Annotated in this window: 16 protein-coding genes and 1 pseudogene; 9 read left to right on the top strand and 8 right to left on the bottom strand. The window is 59.8% G+C overall.

Annotated features, from left to right (window positions below; genetic code table 11):
• Positions 1-10: 10 nt before the first annotated feature.
• From accB to QF043_RS25590, 4 genes and pseudogenes are all read right to left on the bottom strand, one after another.
• Complete coding sequence (gene accB, locus QF043_RS25605) at positions 11-472, bottom strand: acetyl-CoA carboxylase biotin carboxyl carrier protein (protein WP_017136744.1); 462 nt, start codon at positions 470-472, stop codon at positions 11-13.
• Between the two features lie 24 nt (positions 473-496).
• On the bottom strand, positions 497-952 hold the full coding sequence (gene aroQ, locus QF043_RS25600) for a type II 3-dehydroquinate dehydratase (protein ID WP_056860456.1): 456 nt from the start codon (positions 950-952) through the stop codon (positions 497-499).
• 289 nt (positions 953-1,241) lie between these two features.
• Positions 1,242-1,757 (bottom strand): annotated as a pseudogene (locus QF043_RS30915) (methyl-accepting chemotaxis protein); the annotation flags it as partial.
• A 1,499-nt stretch (positions 1,758-3,256) separates the two neighbouring features.
• Positions 3,257-4,927 (bottom strand): PleD family two-component system response regulator, encoded by a 1,671-nt coding sequence (locus tag QF043_RS25590; protein WP_305457440.1) that lies wholly within the window; start codon positions 4,925-4,927, stop codon positions 3,257-3,259.
• Positions 4,928-5,316: 389 nt separating this feature from the next.
• On the opposite strand from QF043_RS25590, the gene QF043_RS25585 reads away from it, so the two are divergent.
• From QF043_RS25585 to speA, 4 genes are all read left to right on the top strand, one after another.
• Positions 5,317-6,294, top strand: coding sequence for a DUF2333 family protein (locus tag QF043_RS25585; RefSeq protein ID WP_370589438.1), 978 nt, complete (start codon positions 5,317-5,319; stop codon positions 6,292-6,294).
• A 2-nt stretch (positions 6,295-6,296) separates the two neighbouring features.
• Positions 6,297-6,833: an NUDIX hydrolase gene (locus QF043_RS25580; RefSeq protein WP_307420630.1), complete on the top strand. Its 537-nt coding sequence runs from the start codon at positions 6,297-6,299 to the stop codon at positions 6,831-6,833.
• A gap of 194 nt (positions 6,834-7,027) precedes the next feature.
• Positions 7,028-7,399: a translation initiation factor Sui1 gene (locus tag QF043_RS25575; protein WP_012722004.1), complete on the top strand. Its 372-nt coding sequence runs from the start codon at positions 7,028-7,030 to the stop codon at positions 7,397-7,399.
• Between the two features lie 213 nt (positions 7,400-7,612).
• The gene (gene speA / locus QF043_RS25570) at positions 7,613-9,526 is read left to right on the top strand and encodes an arginine decarboxylase (RefSeq protein WP_056860452.1); all 1,914 of its coding nucleotides are present in this window, start codon (positions 7,613-7,615) and stop codon (positions 9,524-9,526) included.
• 155 nt (positions 9,527-9,681) lie between these two features.
• On the opposite strand, the gene QF043_RS25565 is transcribed toward speA, so the two are convergent.
• Entirely contained in the window at positions 9,682-11,172 is a 1,491-nt protein-coding gene (locus QF043_RS25565) for a M91 family zinc metallopeptidase (RefSeq protein WP_307420629.1), read from the bottom strand.
• A gap of 285 nt (positions 11,173-11,457) precedes the next feature.
• Between QF043_RS25565 and QF043_RS30910 the strand changes: the two genes are divergently transcribed.
• Positions 11,458-11,655, top strand: a complete 198-nt coding sequence (locus QF043_RS30910; RefSeq protein WP_373460729.1) for a hypothetical protein — start codon at positions 11,458-11,460, stop codon at positions 11,653-11,655.
• Between the two features lie 8 nt (positions 11,656-11,663).
• Here the strand turns inward: QF043_RS30910 and QF043_RS25555 are convergent, their stop codons facing one another.
• The 3 genes from QF043_RS25555 to QF043_RS25545 all read right to left on the bottom strand — a co-directional run bounded on the left by QF043_RS25555 (position 11,664) and on the right by QF043_RS25545 (position 13,851).
• Positions 11,664-12,092, bottom strand: a complete 429-nt coding sequence (locus QF043_RS25555; RefSeq protein WP_307420628.1) for a hypothetical protein — start codon at positions 12,090-12,092, stop codon at positions 11,664-11,666.
• 118 nt (positions 12,093-12,210) lie between these two features.
• Positions 12,211-13,554: an MATE family efflux transporter gene (locus tag QF043_RS25550; protein WP_307420627.1), complete on the bottom strand. Its 1,344-nt coding sequence runs from the start codon at positions 13,552-13,554 to the stop codon at positions 12,211-12,213.
• A gap of 3 nt (positions 13,555-13,557) precedes the next feature.
• Positions 13,558-13,851 carry a hypothetical protein gene (locus QF043_RS25545; RefSeq protein WP_017136733.1) on the bottom strand — a complete coding sequence of 98 codons (294 nt, stop codon included), beginning with the start codon at positions 13,849-13,851 and terminating at the stop codon, positions 13,558-13,560.
• A gap of 154 nt (positions 13,852-14,005) precedes the next feature.
• Between QF043_RS25545 and QF043_RS25540 the strand changes: the two genes are divergently transcribed.
• From QF043_RS25540 to QF043_RS25525, 4 genes are read left to right on the top strand one after another with little or no spacing between them, the layout of a single operon-like run.
• Positions 14,006-14,314: a MazG-like family protein gene (locus tag QF043_RS25540; RefSeq protein WP_305457454.1), complete on the top strand. Its 309-nt coding sequence runs from the start codon at positions 14,006-14,008 to the stop codon at positions 14,312-14,314.
• Positions 14,307-15,056 (top strand): methyltransferase, encoded by a 750-nt coding sequence (locus QF043_RS25535; RefSeq protein ID WP_305457456.1) that lies wholly within the window; start codon positions 14,307-14,309, stop codon positions 15,054-15,056. The genes QF043_RS25540 and QF043_RS25535 overlap by 8 nt, the downstream gene beginning before the upstream one ends.
• Before the next feature lie 24 nt (positions 15,057-15,080).
• Positions 15,081-15,683 (top strand): DUF4136 domain-containing protein, encoded by a 603-nt coding sequence (locus QF043_RS25530; protein ID WP_307420626.1) that lies wholly within the window; start codon positions 15,081-15,083, stop codon positions 15,681-15,683.
• 45 nt (positions 15,684-15,728) lie between these two features.
• The gene (locus QF043_RS25525; RefSeq protein WP_305457459.1) at positions 15,729-16,286 is read left to right on the top strand and encodes a DUF4136 domain-containing protein; all 558 of its coding nucleotides are present in this window, start codon (positions 15,729-15,731) and stop codon (positions 16,284-16,286) included.
• Positions 16,287-16,374: the final 88 nt, after the last annotated feature.

Genomic DNA, 16,374 nt, shown 5'->3' with positions numbered 1-16,374 from the left:
GCTCCGCGGTTCAAACGATGGTGAACAGCGGCTGGTCGTACTCAACCGGCTGACCGTTTTCTACCAGGATGGATTCGATGACGCCGGCTTTTTCAGCAGTGATGTGGTTCATCATTTTCATCGCTTCAACGATGCAGATGGTGTCGCCCACTTTCACGGTCGCGCCGACTTCAACGAAGGCTGGCGAGGTCGGTGCCGGGGTGCGGTAGAAGGTACCGACCATTGGCGACTTGACCACGAAGCCGTTCAGCGCAGGCGCGGCTGGGGCGGCCGGTGCAGCGGCAGCAGCGGGGGCGGCGGCAGGTGCGGCAGCCGGAGCAGGTGCTTGCATCTGTGGCGCGTAGAACTGTTGAGCCGGGGTCTTGCTGTGGCGGCTGATCCGTACGGATTCTTCGCCTTCCTTGATTTCCAGCTCGTCGATACCGGATTCTTCCAGCAGTTCGATCAGTTTCTTAACTTTACGGATATCCATGAATCATCAACTCCCAAGGGTCGGTCAGGGGCGCTTGGCCGGTTGTTCAAGTTGTTCCAGGGCGGCCTCCAGGGCCAGTCGGTAACCGCTGGCGCCAAGGCCGCAGATCACACCTACCGCTACGTCGGAGAAGTAGGAGTGATGGCGGAAAGCTTCGCGTTTGTGCACGTTCGACAAATGCACTTCGATAAATGGGATGCTCACCGCCAGCAGCGCGTCACGTAATGCAACACTTGTATGCGTAAAAGCGGCGGGATTGATCAGGATAAAGTCCACGCCTTCGCCACGCGCGGCATGGATGCGATCAATCAATTCGTACTCGGCATTGCTTTGCAGGTACAGCAAATGGTGGCCGGCTTCACGCGCCCGGCGTTCCAGATCAAGGTTGATCTGTTCCAGGGTCACCGCCCCGTAGACGCCCGGTTCGCGGGTGCCAAGCAGGTTCAGGTTGGGTCCGTGAAGAACCAGAAAGGTCGCCATCGGCTGTTCCTTGTTATTGATGTGGGTGCGTCAGAACCCGGCGACTATGCCGCAAAGCCTTTGTGACTGTCCAGTTCTATGCAGTAGGCGGCACGATTAGCGATGATTGCGCAAAATTTGTGACTGTGGCCCGTAATCCGGTCATTGGTAAGACAGCAGTGAGATCACTGGAGATCCACTGTGGGAGCGGGCTTGCTCGCGAATGCGGTCTGCCAGTTGATACATCAGGTGACTGACCTGCCGCATTCGCGAGCAAGCCCGCTCCCACATTTTGATCTTCATAGGGCTGTCAAACGCGAAACGCCTGCACGGCAGTGTTCAGTTGCCCACCCAGTTCCAGCAAATGCTCACCCTGGCTACGTCCTTGGCCAATGCGCAGCAAATTATCCTCGCCCAGCTGGTGAATCCGCTCGCTGTTGTCACGAATCTCACTGACGGCGCCACTCTGCTGCGCGGTCACATCGGCGATGCGCACGGCAGTGTCGGAGATGGTCTGGATCGCCCCGACGATTTCATCCAGCGCGCCGTCGGCCGCCTGGGCCTGTTGGGCGGTGGCCTCGGCGTGTTCGACCTGGGCGCGCATGCCCTGCACCGACTGATGGGCGGCGCTTTGCAGGCCGGTAATCAACCCCTGGATTTCAGCAGTGGCGCCCGCCGTGCGTTGGGCCAGGGTGCGCACTTCGTCAGCCACCACGGCAAACCCACGCCCGGCTTCCCCGGCGCGGGCAGCCTCGATGGCGGCGTTGAGGGCCAGCAGGTTGGTCTGGTCGGCAATCGAGCGAATCACGGTGAGCACACCGCCGATGGTGGCGGATTCTTCCGCGAGTTTTTCGATCATCTGTGCGTTTTGCTGCACTTCACCCACCAGCGCATGCAAGCCGGTGAGGCTCAGGCCGATCACCCGTTGGCCTTGTTCCACGGCCAGGCCCGCACTACGGCTGGCACCCGCAGCCTGGCTGGCGTCGCCGGCCACTTGCTGGATGGTGGCTTCCAGCTCGCCCAAAGAGTCGCGGATCTGTGCGGTATCACCCGCTTGGCGCTGCGCACCATCATGCAAGCCACTGCTCAGCTCGGCCAGGGCGCGACTGCTACCGGCGACTTCTTCGGCATTCCCGCGAATGGTGCCCACCAGGTCCACCAGATACGCGCGCAAGCGGTTCAGCGAGGCTTCAATATCGTGCAGTTCGCGGTTGGTCTTGCCCAACGCAATCGGCTGGCTGAAATCACCTTCGGCCCAGGTCGACAGGGCTGGCGCCAGGTTGGTCAGCACCCGCGCCAGGCGCCGTTGCAGGGTGTCGATCAGCAAGGCAATCAACAGGATCAGGCCGATCATCACGCCTTGCAGCAGGCGAACTTCACCCTGGATTTTGGCGTGTTGGGCACGCACCACCGGCTCCAGGCCGGAGATGGCCTGCTGCACGGCGGCGATTTTCAAATGGGTCGCGGCGGCCAGTGCGGTGCGCTGCTGGATTTGCTCGCGGGTACGCTGGAGTTCGGCGGGGTAGCGGGTCAACAGGCTGTTGAGCTCGCGCTTGAGGTCGACGCCAGTGTCCTGGGCTTCGGTTTTTGTGGTGTTTTCCAGGCCCATCATGGCGGAAAAATCATCGGCGCCGGATTCGCTGCTGGCCTTGACGCCCAGCAATGGCAACGCCGCCAACACGTCGGCCTGGGTACGGATACTGGCGACTTCGCGTTCCACGTCATCGGCCAACTCCGCGCGCCCGCTGCTGACCAGTTTGTCGCGGGCCAGGGACAGTTTGCCCAGGTGCTGGGACGCAGCCAGCAAGGGCGGCAGGTAGCGAGCGGCGTCCGGTGCGTTGGCGCCCGTGGCGTATTGGCTCAGTTGCTCCAGGTTCGCGCCCAGCTCACGTTCGGCTTGCAGCAACAGAGCTTGTGGGTCGCCCGCCAGTTTGCCGGCAGCGAGCAGCTCGGTTTTGCTGAAGGTGTCCAGATCCACCAGGCTGGGGCGCAGGTTCTGCGCAAGTTCTTGCGGCAACTCGTCCAGATGCTGCAACAGGTTTTCCAGGCTTTGACTGGCGCTGCTCAAACGCAGGGCATCGCCGCTGGACAGGTAGTCGTCAATGTTGCGCGCGGCCTGGTTCTGAAAGGTCTGCGACAGGCCCAGGTAGCGTTCCATCAGCAGATAAGGCCGTTCCAGTGCGCGTTGCGACCACCAAAGCGTGGCCCCAAGGGCCAGGCACACGGCCACCAGCAGAAGGGTATTGAGATTGGTCAGCAGCTTCAGGCGCATGCGTGGTTTCAACCGACAGCAAAAGATAAGTGCCTGAAGTTATTGCGTTTCCATTACAAAGTTATGACGGATTCGGTGGATTCCGGTGAAAAGATGGCACTTTGCTTTGATGTGCGAGCGGCTTGTACGCGGTTGCGTCCTGCGTTCTTGGCGCGGTACAGCGCCTCGTCGGCCTGGGCGGCCATCATCAGGCTGTCGGAATCGTCGCACAGCTCCACCAGCCCGGCGCTGAAGGTGCACCACAAATCCTGCGGCTGGGCCGGGTAGTGAATTTCGGCAAAGCGCCCACGGATTTCGTCCAGCACCTTGCAGGCCGATTCCAGGTCGGTGTCGGGCATCACGATGGCGAACTCTTCGCCGCCGTAGCGGCCGATGTAGTCGGTCTTGCGCAGGCGCTGCTTGAGAAACAGCGCCAGGCTCTTGATCACGCGGTCGCCCATGGGGTGGCCGTGGCTGTCATTGACGCGCTTGAAGTGGTCGATGTCGAGCATCGCAAAACTCAGCGGCTTGTTCTCGCGGCGGGCGCGGAAGCTGCAGTCTTCGAGCAATTGCAGGATGTGAGTGTGGTTGTACAACCCGGTCAGGCTGTCGCGCACCATTCGCGCCTTGAGGTTGCGGGCGCGGGCGGCGCGGTTGCGCACGGTGGTGATCAGGTGACGCGGCTTGATTGGCTTGGTGAGGAAGTCGTCGCCGCCTTCGCTCATGGCGTCCAGCTGCTTATCCAGGTCGTCTTCGGCCGACAGGTAGATGATCGGCACACTGACGTAGCGGTCGTTGTGGCGAATCACCTTGGCCAGTTCGGTGCCGGTGCAGGCGGGCATATACATGTCGAGGATGATCAGGTCCGGCTGGAAATCCGCCAGTTCGGCCATGGCCTGGATCGGTTCGATCAAGGTGCGCGTGACGATGCCGGCGCTGTTGAGCAGGCGCTCGGTGTGCAGCGCCTGGGCCCGCGAGTCATCAATGATCAGCACTTTATAGGGTTCGTACTGCGCGACGCAGGTCAGCACTTCGATCTTTTCCAAGAGGCTCGAGGCTTCCAGGGTGCCGGTGAGGAACTCCTGGCCACCGGCGCGCACGGCGGCCAGGCGCGTTGGCGTGTCGGTTTCGTGCAGGCTGAAAAACAGCAGCGGCAGCTTTTGCTCGAGGCCTTCCTGGGCTTCGGCGGCCAGCTTGAGGCCCAGGCCCGCGCCGCAGAAGTCCACATCCATCACAATCGCCGAGGGCAGGCGCTCGGCCAGCGAGGCGCGAAACGCCGCCACACTGTCCAGGGACTGGGCGCTCATGCCAAAGAACTCCAGCTGCTTGGCCAGGCGTTCGGCGCGGTCGTGATCGGCCAGCATCACGTAGATGGGCTTGCGCATCGGCGGCAGGAAGGTTTGTTCCAACTGGTCGCCCTGGCGCAGGCCGGTGCGGGACAGGCGTTGCATCAGGCGGTTGAGTTCGGTGATGACCTGGCTGCTCAAGCGGCCGCGATTGTCGTCCACGGCCTTGAGCGATTCGCCGATGTGCCGCGCCAGTTGGCCGTGTTCCGGCTGTTCGAAACGCTCGGCAAAGCGCAGCAGGCGCAGGTTGGCTTCGCTGAGTTCGGACAAATCGGTGTTCGACCATTCGCTGCGTTGCAGGCGTTGCCAGATCTCAAGAATTTGACGTGCCTGATGAATTACCCGCTGGGCAAAATGGTGCTTGAGACGCTCACGGCTGGGGTCTTCTGGCTCGGTCATATCCTGACTACTAGTGAAGGTGCATGCTGAGGTCGACTGATGGCTCTATGCTAGCACCTCTTTTCTGTTGCATGAGTGTCATACGTCAATTAAGTACACGTCTTGGGTATTCATTTATCGACTCAATGGTCGCGCTGCGTAAAAAGCGTGCATCCTTTATAGTCGAACGCCTCCCACCTGCCACTTTCGGTTAAAAGCCCCGCGCCGATGGGCACGATGGGGTAGGGTTGTGGTCGGAGTGTTTGACCGCAACCGGACAATTGACGTGCATGAACTCAAGTGATTGAAAGGATATCGCCATGCTGGACTGGAAAAACCGTGCAGGCAGTGCCAAAGGCCCCGCCCCTGAGCCAAAGTCGACCCAACGCGGCTACTTTCGCAACCTGCTGATGAGCAAAGCGCTGCTCAGCGTGCTGGCCTTGTACCTGTTGGTCACCGGCGGCCTGGGTTGGTACTGGAGCGAAGAGCCGGCGCTGTTCCCGGTCCAGCAAAACGCCCAGCTTGCCGCCGAGAAGGAAGGCAAGCAGATGGTGATTGGCTACACCACCGTCGAAACCCTCAAGACCGTGGTCGGCACTTTGCTGAACAAGCCCGGTGGCTACATTTCCAACGACCGTTTCCCGCCGGGCCTGTGGATGGACAACATGCCGAGCTGGGAGTACGGCGTGCTGGTGCAAGTGCGCGACCTGACGCGCGCCCTGCGTAAAGACTTTGCCCGTTCGCAGTCGCAGTCGGCTGAAGACGCAGATTTGGCCAAGGCTGAACCGCGCTTCAACTTCGACAACAAGAGCTGGGTGCTGCCGTCCAGCGAGTCGGAATACCAGGAAGGCATCAATTCCCTGAGCCGCTATGAAGCGCGCCTGTCCGACCCGAACCAGAAAGGCGCGCTGTTCTATGCCCGCGCCGACAACCTGAACAACTGGCTGGGCGATGTCGCCACGCGCCTGGGGTCGTTGTCGCAACGTCTGTCGGCCAGCGTAGGCCGGGTAAAATTGAACACCGCGCTGAAAACCGAGGCGCTGGCGCCGGGTGAAGTGCCGCAGGTCGATGAAGAAGTGGTGGAAACCCCATGGATGCAGATCGACAACGTGTTCTACGAAGCCCGTGGCCAGGCGTGGGCCTTGTCGCACTTGCTGCGCGCGATTGAAGTCGACTTCGCCGACGTGCTGGCCAAGAAAAACGCCACCGTCAGCGTGCGTCAGATTATTCGCGAGCTGGAAGCCTCGCAGGAACCGGTTTGGAGTCCTATGATTCTTAACGGCAGTGGCTTTGGCATCCTCGCCAACCACTCGTTGGTCATGGCCAACTATATTTCCCGGGCAAACGCTGCAGTTATAGATTTGCGTCAGCTCCTCAACCAGGGGTGATGATGGACGCTATTCAAAAGGAGGCCGCACACCGTGCGGCCTCTGATGCTGAACTGATCTGCTGGGTCGATGAACAGGACAACCTGCTCGGTCACCTCGTCAGGTCCGACCTGCGCCAGCGCGGGCTGATCGGCCGGTGCACCTTTATTTTCCTGTTCAACTCGGCCGGTGAGCTGTGTGTGCACCGACGCACCCACAGCAAAGCCCTGTACCCAGGCTTTTGGGACACAGCGGCGGGCGGCATGGTGGCGGCGGGCGAGACCTACGCGGTTTCGGCGGCCCGTGAGCTGGAAGAGGAGCTCGGCGTTGGCGGTGTGGAATTGGTCGAGCATGACCACTTCTACTTCGAGGAGGAAGGCAGCCGGCTCTGGTGCAAATCTTACTCGGCAGTGTGGGACGGCCCGTTGCGCTTGCAGCCCGAAGAAGTCATGGAAGCGCGGTTTCTGCCCCTTGAAACGGTCCTGCAGGAAGCCGAACAAAAGCCTTACTGCCCGGATGCTCAAGAGGGCTTGCGGCGCTATCTGGCCTCACGTCGCTAAAGTTGCATAAATTGGCGCTATTTGGCCCTTAGCAAGCCGGCTTTTTGCCGTTACACTGCGCGCCTTTTCACCCGAACCGCCTTGGCGTTTCGGTAGCGCTGCCCCTGCCTGAGTGGGGCTTCGCGGTCGGTAAGCGGCTTCTTGTAACGAGAGCCGAATACCGATCAGTCTTTGTCCTCCCAAGAGGATTGCCGGTGGCCAAAAAAGCCGCATCCTTCGCCGCCCTTGGTGGCCTGGTATTTTCCACCGACGCAGGTCGACACTGCCCGGACTGTCGTCAGCCCGTGGATTCGTGTACCTGCAAACAGACCCTGATTCCTGAAGGCGACGGTATTGCCCGCGTACGACGCGAGAGCAAGGGCCGTGGCGGCAAGACGGTGACCACCATCACCGGCGTGCCCCTGGCCGAAGAGGCCCTGAAGGAACTCGCTACCACGCTGAAAAAGCGCTGTGGCACCGGTGGCGCGTTGAAAGACGGCGTCATCGAGATCCAGGGCGATCACGTCGAGTTGCTGTTGGCCGAGCTGATCAAGCTGGGTTACAAGGCGAAGAAATCCGGCGGCTAGCCGCCTCTGTGAAACCCACCCCGATGACCGCTTTGCTGAACGCGAACGCTCGTCTCCATGGTTTTCACAGAGCCTGTTCCTGACCGGTGTCTAAACTCTGCCCTGCGAGTGGGGTCTACCTTCCTTACAGGCAAATCGTCATTTTCATTCTTTAGACTTCGCCAGCCTTGCAAGAAGGGTGTGGTGATCTTCGACTTTATATAGGGGACTTCGATGTCCGTACGACGCACACGCAAAGACGATGGCAGCCAATGGACAGTTGCGGACAGCCGCAGTGTTTATGGGATTCGCCATTGGGGGGCCGGGTATTTCGCGATCAATGATGCCGGTCGCGTTGAAGTCCGTCCGAACGGCCCGAACAGCACGCCGGTTGATCTGTACGAGCAAGTCGACGAGCTGCGCAAAAGCGGCCTGTCCTTGCCGCTGCTGGTGCGTTTCCCCGACATCCTGCAAGACCGTGTACGCCAACTGACCGGCGCGTTCGATTCCAACATCGAGCGCCTGGAATACCAGAGCAAGTACACCGCGCTGTACCCGATCAAGGTGAACCAGCAGGAAGCGGTGATCGAGAACATCATCGCCACCCAGAACGTGTCGATCGGCCTGGAAGCCGGCTCCAAGCCTGAGCTGCTGGCCGTGCTGGCCCTGGCGCCGAAGGGCGGCACCATCGTCTGCAACGGTTACAAAGACCGTGAGTTCATCCGCCTGGCGCTGATGGGCCAGAAGCTGGGTCACAATGTGTTTATCGTGATCGAGAAAGAATCCGAAGTCGGCCTGGTGATCGAAGAGGCTGCAAGCCTCAAGGTCAAGCCGCAGGTTGGCCTGCGGGTGCGTTTGTCGTCGCTGGCGTCGAGCAAATGGGCGGACACCGGTGGCGAGAAGTCCAAGTTCGGTTTGTCGGCGGCGCAATTGCTGTCGGTGGTCGAGCGCTTCCGCGCAGCCGGCCTGGACCAGGGCATCCGCCTGCTGCACTTTCATATGGGTTCGCAGATCGCCAACCTGGCCGACTACCAGCACGGTTTCAAGGAAGCCATTCGTTACTACGGCGAACTGCGCAACCTCGGCCTGCCGGTCGATCACATCGACGTGGGCGGTGGCCTGGGCGTGGACTACGACGGCACGCACTCGCGTAACGCCAGTTCGATCAACTACGACATGGACGATTACGCCGGTGTGGTGGTGGGCATGCTCAAGGAATTCTGCGACGCGCAGAGCCTGCCGCATCCGCACATCTTCTCCGAAAGCGGCCGTTCCCTGACCGCCCACCACGCCATGCTGGTGGTGCAAGTCACCGACGTTGAAAAACACAACGACGAAATCCCGCAGATCGAGAACAAGGAAAGCCTGCCGGAAACCGTGCAGTGGCTGGTCGACCTGCTGGGCCCGACCGACATCGAAATGGTCACCGAGACTTACTGGCGCGCCACTCACTACATGAGCGATGTGGCCACCCAGTACGCCGACGGCAAGCTGACCCTGGCGGAAAAAGCCCTGGCTGAGCAGTGCTACTTCGCCGTGTGCCGTCGTCTGCACAACTCGCTCAAAGCCCGCCAGCGCTCGCATCGCCAAGTGCTGGATGAGCTCAACGACAAGCTGGCCGACAAGTACATCTGCAACTTCTCGGTGTTCCAGAGCCTGCCGGACACCTGGGCGATCGGCCAAGTGTTGCCGATTCTGCCGCTGCACCGTCTCGACGAAGAGCCGCTGCGCCGCGCCGTGCTGCAAGACCTGACCTGCGACTCCGACGGCAAGATCAAGCAATACGTCGACGAGCAGAGCATCGAGACCAGCCTGCCGGTGCACGGTTTGAACGAAGGCGAAGACTACTTGCTGGGCATCTTCCTGGTCGGCGCGTATCAAGAAATCCTTGGTGACATGCACAACCTGTTCGGTGACACCGACTCGGTGAACATCTACCAGCGTGAAGACGGTTCGGTGTACAGCGCCGGGATCGAAACCCACGACACCATCGAAGACATGCTGCGCTATGTGCACTTGTCGCCGGAGGAATTGATGACGCATTACCGTGACAAGTGCGCCAGCGCGAAGATCAGTGCCAGCGAGCGTACGCAGTTCCTGGACGCGTTGCGTCTGGGGCTGACACGCTCGTCTTACCTGTCTTCGTAAGTACACCGCTCCCAGGCTGGCGAGATCTTTAGATCACAGAGATCCGGTGTGGGAGCGGGCTTGCTCGCAGGTCGAATGTGCCTGCCATTAATCAGCAAGGTATTGGCTACCACTGGGGCATCCCGTGGTGGTGCGCGTTGCGCCGATACTCACTCTTACAGGTTGGCCGCCATTGTGTTTAATGGCGGTGTGCCCATCTCCGTGCGCAAATGATTCACTGTGAACGGCGGCGGGTTTGTCGCGGTGGGCGGCGTGAGGGGGTCGTTATCGAAGTCCAAGAGCGGGCCACCGGTAGGAATGCCGAAGGCTTGGTACTCCAAATTCAGCGCGGTTTTTGGTCGGCCATCGACGAGAACGGGCTTTCCATCCGCCCCGATGATGGGTTGACTGCCCGGCAGCATCGTTCCATGAGCACCGTTAAATGCATGAACCATTTGGTGATAAAGTTTCAGCAGCGGAGGTTCATTTATGTCGAGCCCAAATTGAGCTCCATCAAGTCCTATCTCGGCGTGGGTGGCTACCGAGCCTGCTTGACCATCTGTTATATAACCAAACTCCTGCGATTTGTGTTTCCAGTGCTCACCATCAGGCACCTTGTCGGTGTGTGAGTTTCTGAAGCGGTAGTAGCTCACTGAGTACTCAGATTCTTTTATGACGACGGGGCCGCCGTTTTTAATAGCTAGCCTGTCCAGTTCCTGGAGCATTATTTGCCCGCTAGGTGATCCCCGGAGTTGCTCAAGATAGTCTTCTACGTTTGAGATAAAGTCCGGTTTTCCTTCAATTTTAAAGCCGTGTTTACCGCTGTTGACATATTTAACGTGTTCGATGGGGGCATTGCTGGCGTTGTGAATGGTATCGGTGTCCTGTGCGTAAATTTTATCCTGTGCACTGTAAGAGTTAACGGTGTCTTTGCCGGCACCGGTATAAAAGGTTGTTCGGTGGTGGCCAAATAACGTGTCATCACCTAACCCTCCATTCAAGACATTTATACCTGCGCCAGCATACAGTTGATCATTGCCGCTATCGCCATTGAGAAAAACCTGCCTTTTAGTATCCGCAGCGAGCGTAGCGAACAATTTGTCATCGCCGTTGCCACCCGACATGACTGCATGACCTTTACCTGCGACCATCACGTCGTTGCCATCGCCGCCGTAGGCGAGGCCGGTGCCACTGCCCATTTCAATGTAATCGTTGCCCGCGCCACCGTTTATCCGCGAGTATCCGCCACCTGCGCTGATCCAGTCGTCACCGTCGCCACCACTGATGAGGACGATATTTTGGACGAGGGGGTCAATGTTGATCCTGTCATTCCCCCCACTGGAAGAAATGTACAGCTGCATTTGTTTGTTATCGGCGCTCGTCGGAAGTTCGTGGGGCATGCCATTGATATAGGCGGTAAGTTTGTTATCTGCCCCTACAGTAATGTTGATAGTATCTGATTGGTCTTTGGTTTTGATGGAGATGATACCCTCGTCGACATAGACTTTTTTGAATGGGTCATATGCGTAATCTATTTTTATAGAGGTGTTTTCGTCAGTGAAAAGCACTTTGGATTGTATGCCGGTTATCGCGGCTGGGTCAGATTTAGGCTGAGGTGTTATTGCGGCGCCGGATGGGGTGGGGGCAAGAGGAGTCAGATTGTCCATGAGAGGTCCACGTTAAGTTGAAGACAAGATGTTCAGTTTGTAAGTGGTTCAGGACCGTAAAAGGTTTCGGCGCGACATGTGAGATTTTGTGTGTATTCTCGTAAGTACAATGCTCCCAGGCTGACCAAGATCTCAACGTAGCAAAGATCCAGTGTGGGAGTGGGCTGGCTCGCGAAGGCGGTGTGTCAGTTAATACATGTACCGACTGACCCACCGCCTTCGCGAGCAAGCCCGCTCCCACAGTTGGATTGATGCAAGTCCTGCAGTTTTCATAGGGCCTGAATAATGTCGAGCAAATGGCTGCAAGCGCTCACCCTGGCAGTCGCCGCATGCCAGTCGGCCTGCTCTGCGATCAAAGTGCTCAACGCACTCACCCCTTCCAGCACGTTCACTAAAACCTCATCCATTGCCAAGCCATTGCGCTGGCTGGCGCCGGTGCTGGATCAGGTCACAGCGTTTATCCGCTCCCCTCCAGGCCAGTGAGGCTGGCTTTACCGGACTATCAGGGTGTACTTGGCCGAGCTTTCGGGGGTGTTTTTCTCCATCGCGACAGACTGCAGCGTGTTTTGCGCTGAAGGGCTGACTGTCCAGCCATCGTCATCCTCCATCAGTGTTCGACCCTGTGGGGGTACTGTCGTTGTTATGCCGAGTCTTATCACGACGATGTGAAAGTTCGTTTGATTCACAATCTCCACGCCTGCCGGGATGACGGGCTGCGTGGGCAGTGCTGATGGATTGTTATCCAGTTTGAGCGTCCATTCGCCCGTGTCCGGAGTGACTGGAGGAACCTGAACAGGCGGTTCAGCGATGGTTTCGGCTGGGGGCTTGGCTTTTTTCTTCTTGGACTTACGAAGGACCGCGACAGCTATCAATACGACCACTATCAAGGCGCCGATAATCCAGTAGGTGTTGTTGCTCATATGGGGTCTTCCTTGAGTTGAAAGGTGATCGCAGCCTGAAGCTAAAGACTCTTCAGGCGCGATCTCCATTCAACGCCGGAACGTCAGCGTTGTAACCTGTGAGAACTGACAGGGCGAATTACCCCAACCATTGATTACGTTTGTTCAGCCGCCAGGCGATTGCATACAGCGTGAGGCTGCGCAGGGCCATGAACACCAGGAAACTTATCCACAGCCCGTGGTTGCCGTAGCCCTGTAACAACCACGCGAAGGGCAGCAGTATCACCACGGTCAGCAGCATGCCATTGCGCATCTCCCGGGCACGAGTGGCGCCGATGAACAGGCCGTCCAGCAGGTAGCTCCACACCGCAATCAACGGCAGCACAGCCAGGTAGGGCAGGTAAGTATCGGCGGTTTCACGCACGCTCGGGATGCCGGTTTGCATGGCGATAAACAGGTGCCCGGCGAAAGTGAACAGCAGCGCGAACCCCACACTGGCAATCAGTGACCAGCCACAGGCAACCACCAGCGAGCGGCGTAGCGCCTGGCGATCATGCGCACCGATGGCGTGCCCGCACAGGGCTTCCACTGCGTGGGCCAAACCGTCGAGAGCGTGGGCGGTCAACAGCAGGCCGTTGAGCAACAGCGCATTGGCCGCTACGGTGGCATCGCCCAGACGGGCGCCTTGCACGGTGATCATGAAAAACACTGATTGCAGCGCCAGGCTGCGGATGAAGATATCGCGGTTCACCGCCAGCAGTGGGCGCCAGCTTTGCCACCGCTTTAATGCCGCCCAGGCGATCTGTCCGGGATACGCACGCAAGGCTTTTTGCGTGAGGGCCAGGCCGAGCAGGGCGCCGGTCCATTCGGCGATAACGGAGGCACGTGCGGAGCCGACCACACCCCAATCCAGGCCAAGTACAAACCACAGGTTCAAGGCGATGTTGACCAGGTTGGTGGTCAGCAGGATAGCCAGTGGTGCGCGGGCGTTTTGCGTGCCGAGGAACCAGCCGACCAAGGCGTAGCTGGCCAGCGCGGCGGGCAGGCCGAACAAACGCGTGTGGAAAAAATCGCGAGTCAGCTGGTTCAGCTCGGGCGAGGGCTGCATCCACTCCAGGGCCAGATGGCTCAGCGGAATGCCCACCGTGCCCAGCAGCATCGCCAGCCCCAGCGCCAACAGCAAACCTTGCAGCAGGATTTGCCTGAGCGCCGCGCCATCCCCGCGCCCGGCGGCTTGTGCGGCAAACCCGGTAGAACCCATGCGCAGAAAGCCCATGGCCCAGGCCAGGAACGTATACAGGCTGGCGCCCACGGCCACAGCGCCGAGTTGATGGGCGTGGGGCAGGTGGCCGATGACCATGCTGTCCACCAGGGCCACCAGCGGCACCGAGATGTTCGACAAGATCATCGGCGCCGCCAATGCCCAGACGCGGCGATGGGTACGGCGGTCGCGCCAATCAGTCAGCAGGGTGAGTGTTTTCAAGTATTAATGCACAACCCAACTAAGCAACCACAGCCCCAGCATCAACCAGATAATCCCCATAATGATCGACGCGCGCATAAACGCACGCACCGCCGAGTACAGCAACATCAACCCGATGATCAGGGCGGCGATGCTGATGATCGAGGTGTCCATGCCCAATGTGCGCGACAGGCCTTCAATAAAGTTGCCGCCTGCGTGGGTCAAGGCGCCAAACAACCCGCTGAGCCCGTCGACGATAAAGCGGATGACGGAACCCAGTGCCTGGCCCAACCATTCGAAAAAGCTTTCTACCTGCATGTGTGTGTCCTGATGAAGAGGAGGGCGTCGCTGAGCCTTTGGTCGTTATTACACCAAGCGAGTTCCCTTTTAGCATAGAGGTTGATGCGTTACAGGGATTCACTTGCCTTCGCCCGGCATCCGCCCGAAGCTATACACCTTCAGGAGCCCCCGCATGAACCTCGAACACCTCACCGAACGCTTGCACCGTATTCGCGATACCAACGACTGGAAGCGCTTCCACAGCCCTAAAAACCTGGCCATGGCCGCCAGTGTGGAAATGTCCGAGCTGGTGGAAATCTTCCAGTGGCTGACCGAAGACCAGTCGCGCCAGCTGCCGGCGGACGCACTCGCCCACGCCGGGCAGGAAGTCGGCGATATCGTGCTGTACCTGCTGTTGCTGTGCAGTGAGCTGGGCCTGGACATGAACGAAGTGGTACGCGCCAAACTGGCCGACAGCGAACGGCGGTTCGCCCATGAGTGACCGTCACTTTGACCAGTTGGCCACGCGCTTTGCCGAGAAGATCTACGGCGGCGCCAAAGGTGCGATTCGCCTGGCGGTGTTGCAGGCCGATCTGACTGAAGCCTTGCCCGAGCGCCCGCTGCGCGTGCTGGATATCGGCGCGGGCCTGGGGCATATGTCGCTGTGGCTGGCCGAGCGTGGTCATCACGTGACCCTGGCCGAACCCGCCGAGCCGATGCTTGAAGGCGCCCGTCAACGCTTTGCCGAGGCGGGCCAGACCGCGACCTTTATCCACGCGCCCTGGCAGCAATTGCTCGGCCAGCTCACTGAACCCTACGACCTGGTGCTGTGCCACGCCGTGCTCGAATGGTTGGCCGAACCTCACGCGATCCTGCCGGTGCTGCACCAGCTCACGGTGCCCGGCGGCTGGCTGTCGCTGGCGTTCTACAACCGTGATGCGCTGATTTACCGCAACCTGCTCAAAGGCCATTTCCGCAAAATGCGCAAGAACGACATGGCCGGCGAGAAGCAAAGCCTTACCCCGCAACAACCGCTCGACCCACGGGAACTGGCGGCGCAACTCGAAGGGCTTTGGCAGGTCGAAAGCCAAAGTGGCGTGCGGGTGTTCCACGACTACATGCCGGTGGAATTCCAGGCCCGTGCCGATCTGCAGGATTTGTTGGAGATGGAACTCGCTCACCGTCGTCACCCAAGCTTTGCCGGGCTTGGGCGTTATTTGCACTGGGTCTGCCGTCCGGTTTAAGCGGCCCAGTCTGCGGAGGTCGAAATGCGTCGTCTCTGTTTGATCCTGTTATCGCTGGGCTTGAGCGCTTGCTCCACGCCCAACCCCTACGTCGCCGCCTCGGCCCCGCTGCCGCCGGCTCCGGCCCAGGCGGCGAATACCTTTGATGCCAGTGCCTACCCGGCGCCGGTGCGCGACTATGGTGCCTACCGCAGTTGGGGCTGGCTCAACGGCCAACTGCCGGCGGGCACGGCCTGGGCCGATTCGGCGCAAATCGCCGAAGCGGTCAGCGGCGCCCTCGACCAGCGCGGCTTGCGCCCCCTGCATGACAACCGCGCTCCCGACCTGTTGGTGACCGCCGATGTGCGCCTGGAAAAACGCCTGCGCCAGGTGCAGGACGACTATGGCTACGGCTACGGCGGCTATAACCGCTATGGCAATGGCTACGGCATGTACAACACGGTGCCGGTGGTACGCACGTATGAGGTGACGGTGGCGGTGGCGCGCGTGAGCCTGTTCGATGCCCGCACGCGTCAGCCGGTATGGAGCACCAGCGCCGAAACCACCAGCCAGGGCAGCCTGAGCGAACGCGCTGATGCATTGCGCGAAGCGATGCAGAAGGCAATGAGCGCTTATCCACCCAGTTAGCCGCTATTCTCATCTCAGGCTTATTCCGTCTTTTGGAGAACACTCATGTTTCGTCGCCTTGCTGCTCTTGCTGTGGTGGTCTTGTTGAGTGGCTGCCAGACCAGCCAAGTCAACCACGACTTTGATGCCAGCCGCGATTTTGGCGCCTACCGCAACTGGGCCTGGAAAGACCCGGCGCTGCAATACCGCCCGGATGATCCACGGATCAAGAGCGACCTCACCGAGCAACGCATCCGCCAGGCCGTGGGTGAGCAACTCGACCAACGCGGCCTGCGCCCCGCCGCCGCAGGTGCCAAGGCCGACCTGAATGTGCAGGCCTACCTGATCGTCGAAGACCGCCAGCAACAAGTCACCACCAATTACGGCGGCGCCTGGGGCGGGCCGTGGAATGGCTATTGGGGCGGGCCGATGTACAACGAAACGCGCAACATCACTTACAAAGTGGCGACCATCCAGATCGACCTGCTCGACGGCAAGGACGGCAAACTGGTGTGGCGTGGCAGCGACGAGCAGATGATGGCCAGCACGCCGAACCCGCAGGATCGCAGTGATGCCGTTCGCAGTACCGTGAGCAAGATCCTCTCCAACTACCCACCGCGCTAAAGGCCGGCGCAAAAACCTGTGGGAGCTGGCTTGCCTGCGATAGCGATCTGTCAGTCACCGATGTATTGACTGATCTGTCGCCATCGCG

Source organism: Pseudomonas sp. W3I7 (assembly GCF_030816095.1).
In the GTDB taxonomy this organism is placed as follows: domain Bacteria; phylum Pseudomonadota; class Gammaproteobacteria; order Pseudomonadales; family Pseudomonadaceae; genus Aquipseudomonas; species Aquipseudomonas salomonii.
The sequence above is the reverse complement of the archived record's forward strand: the minus strand, read 5'-3'. Positions and strand labels throughout refer to the sequence as shown.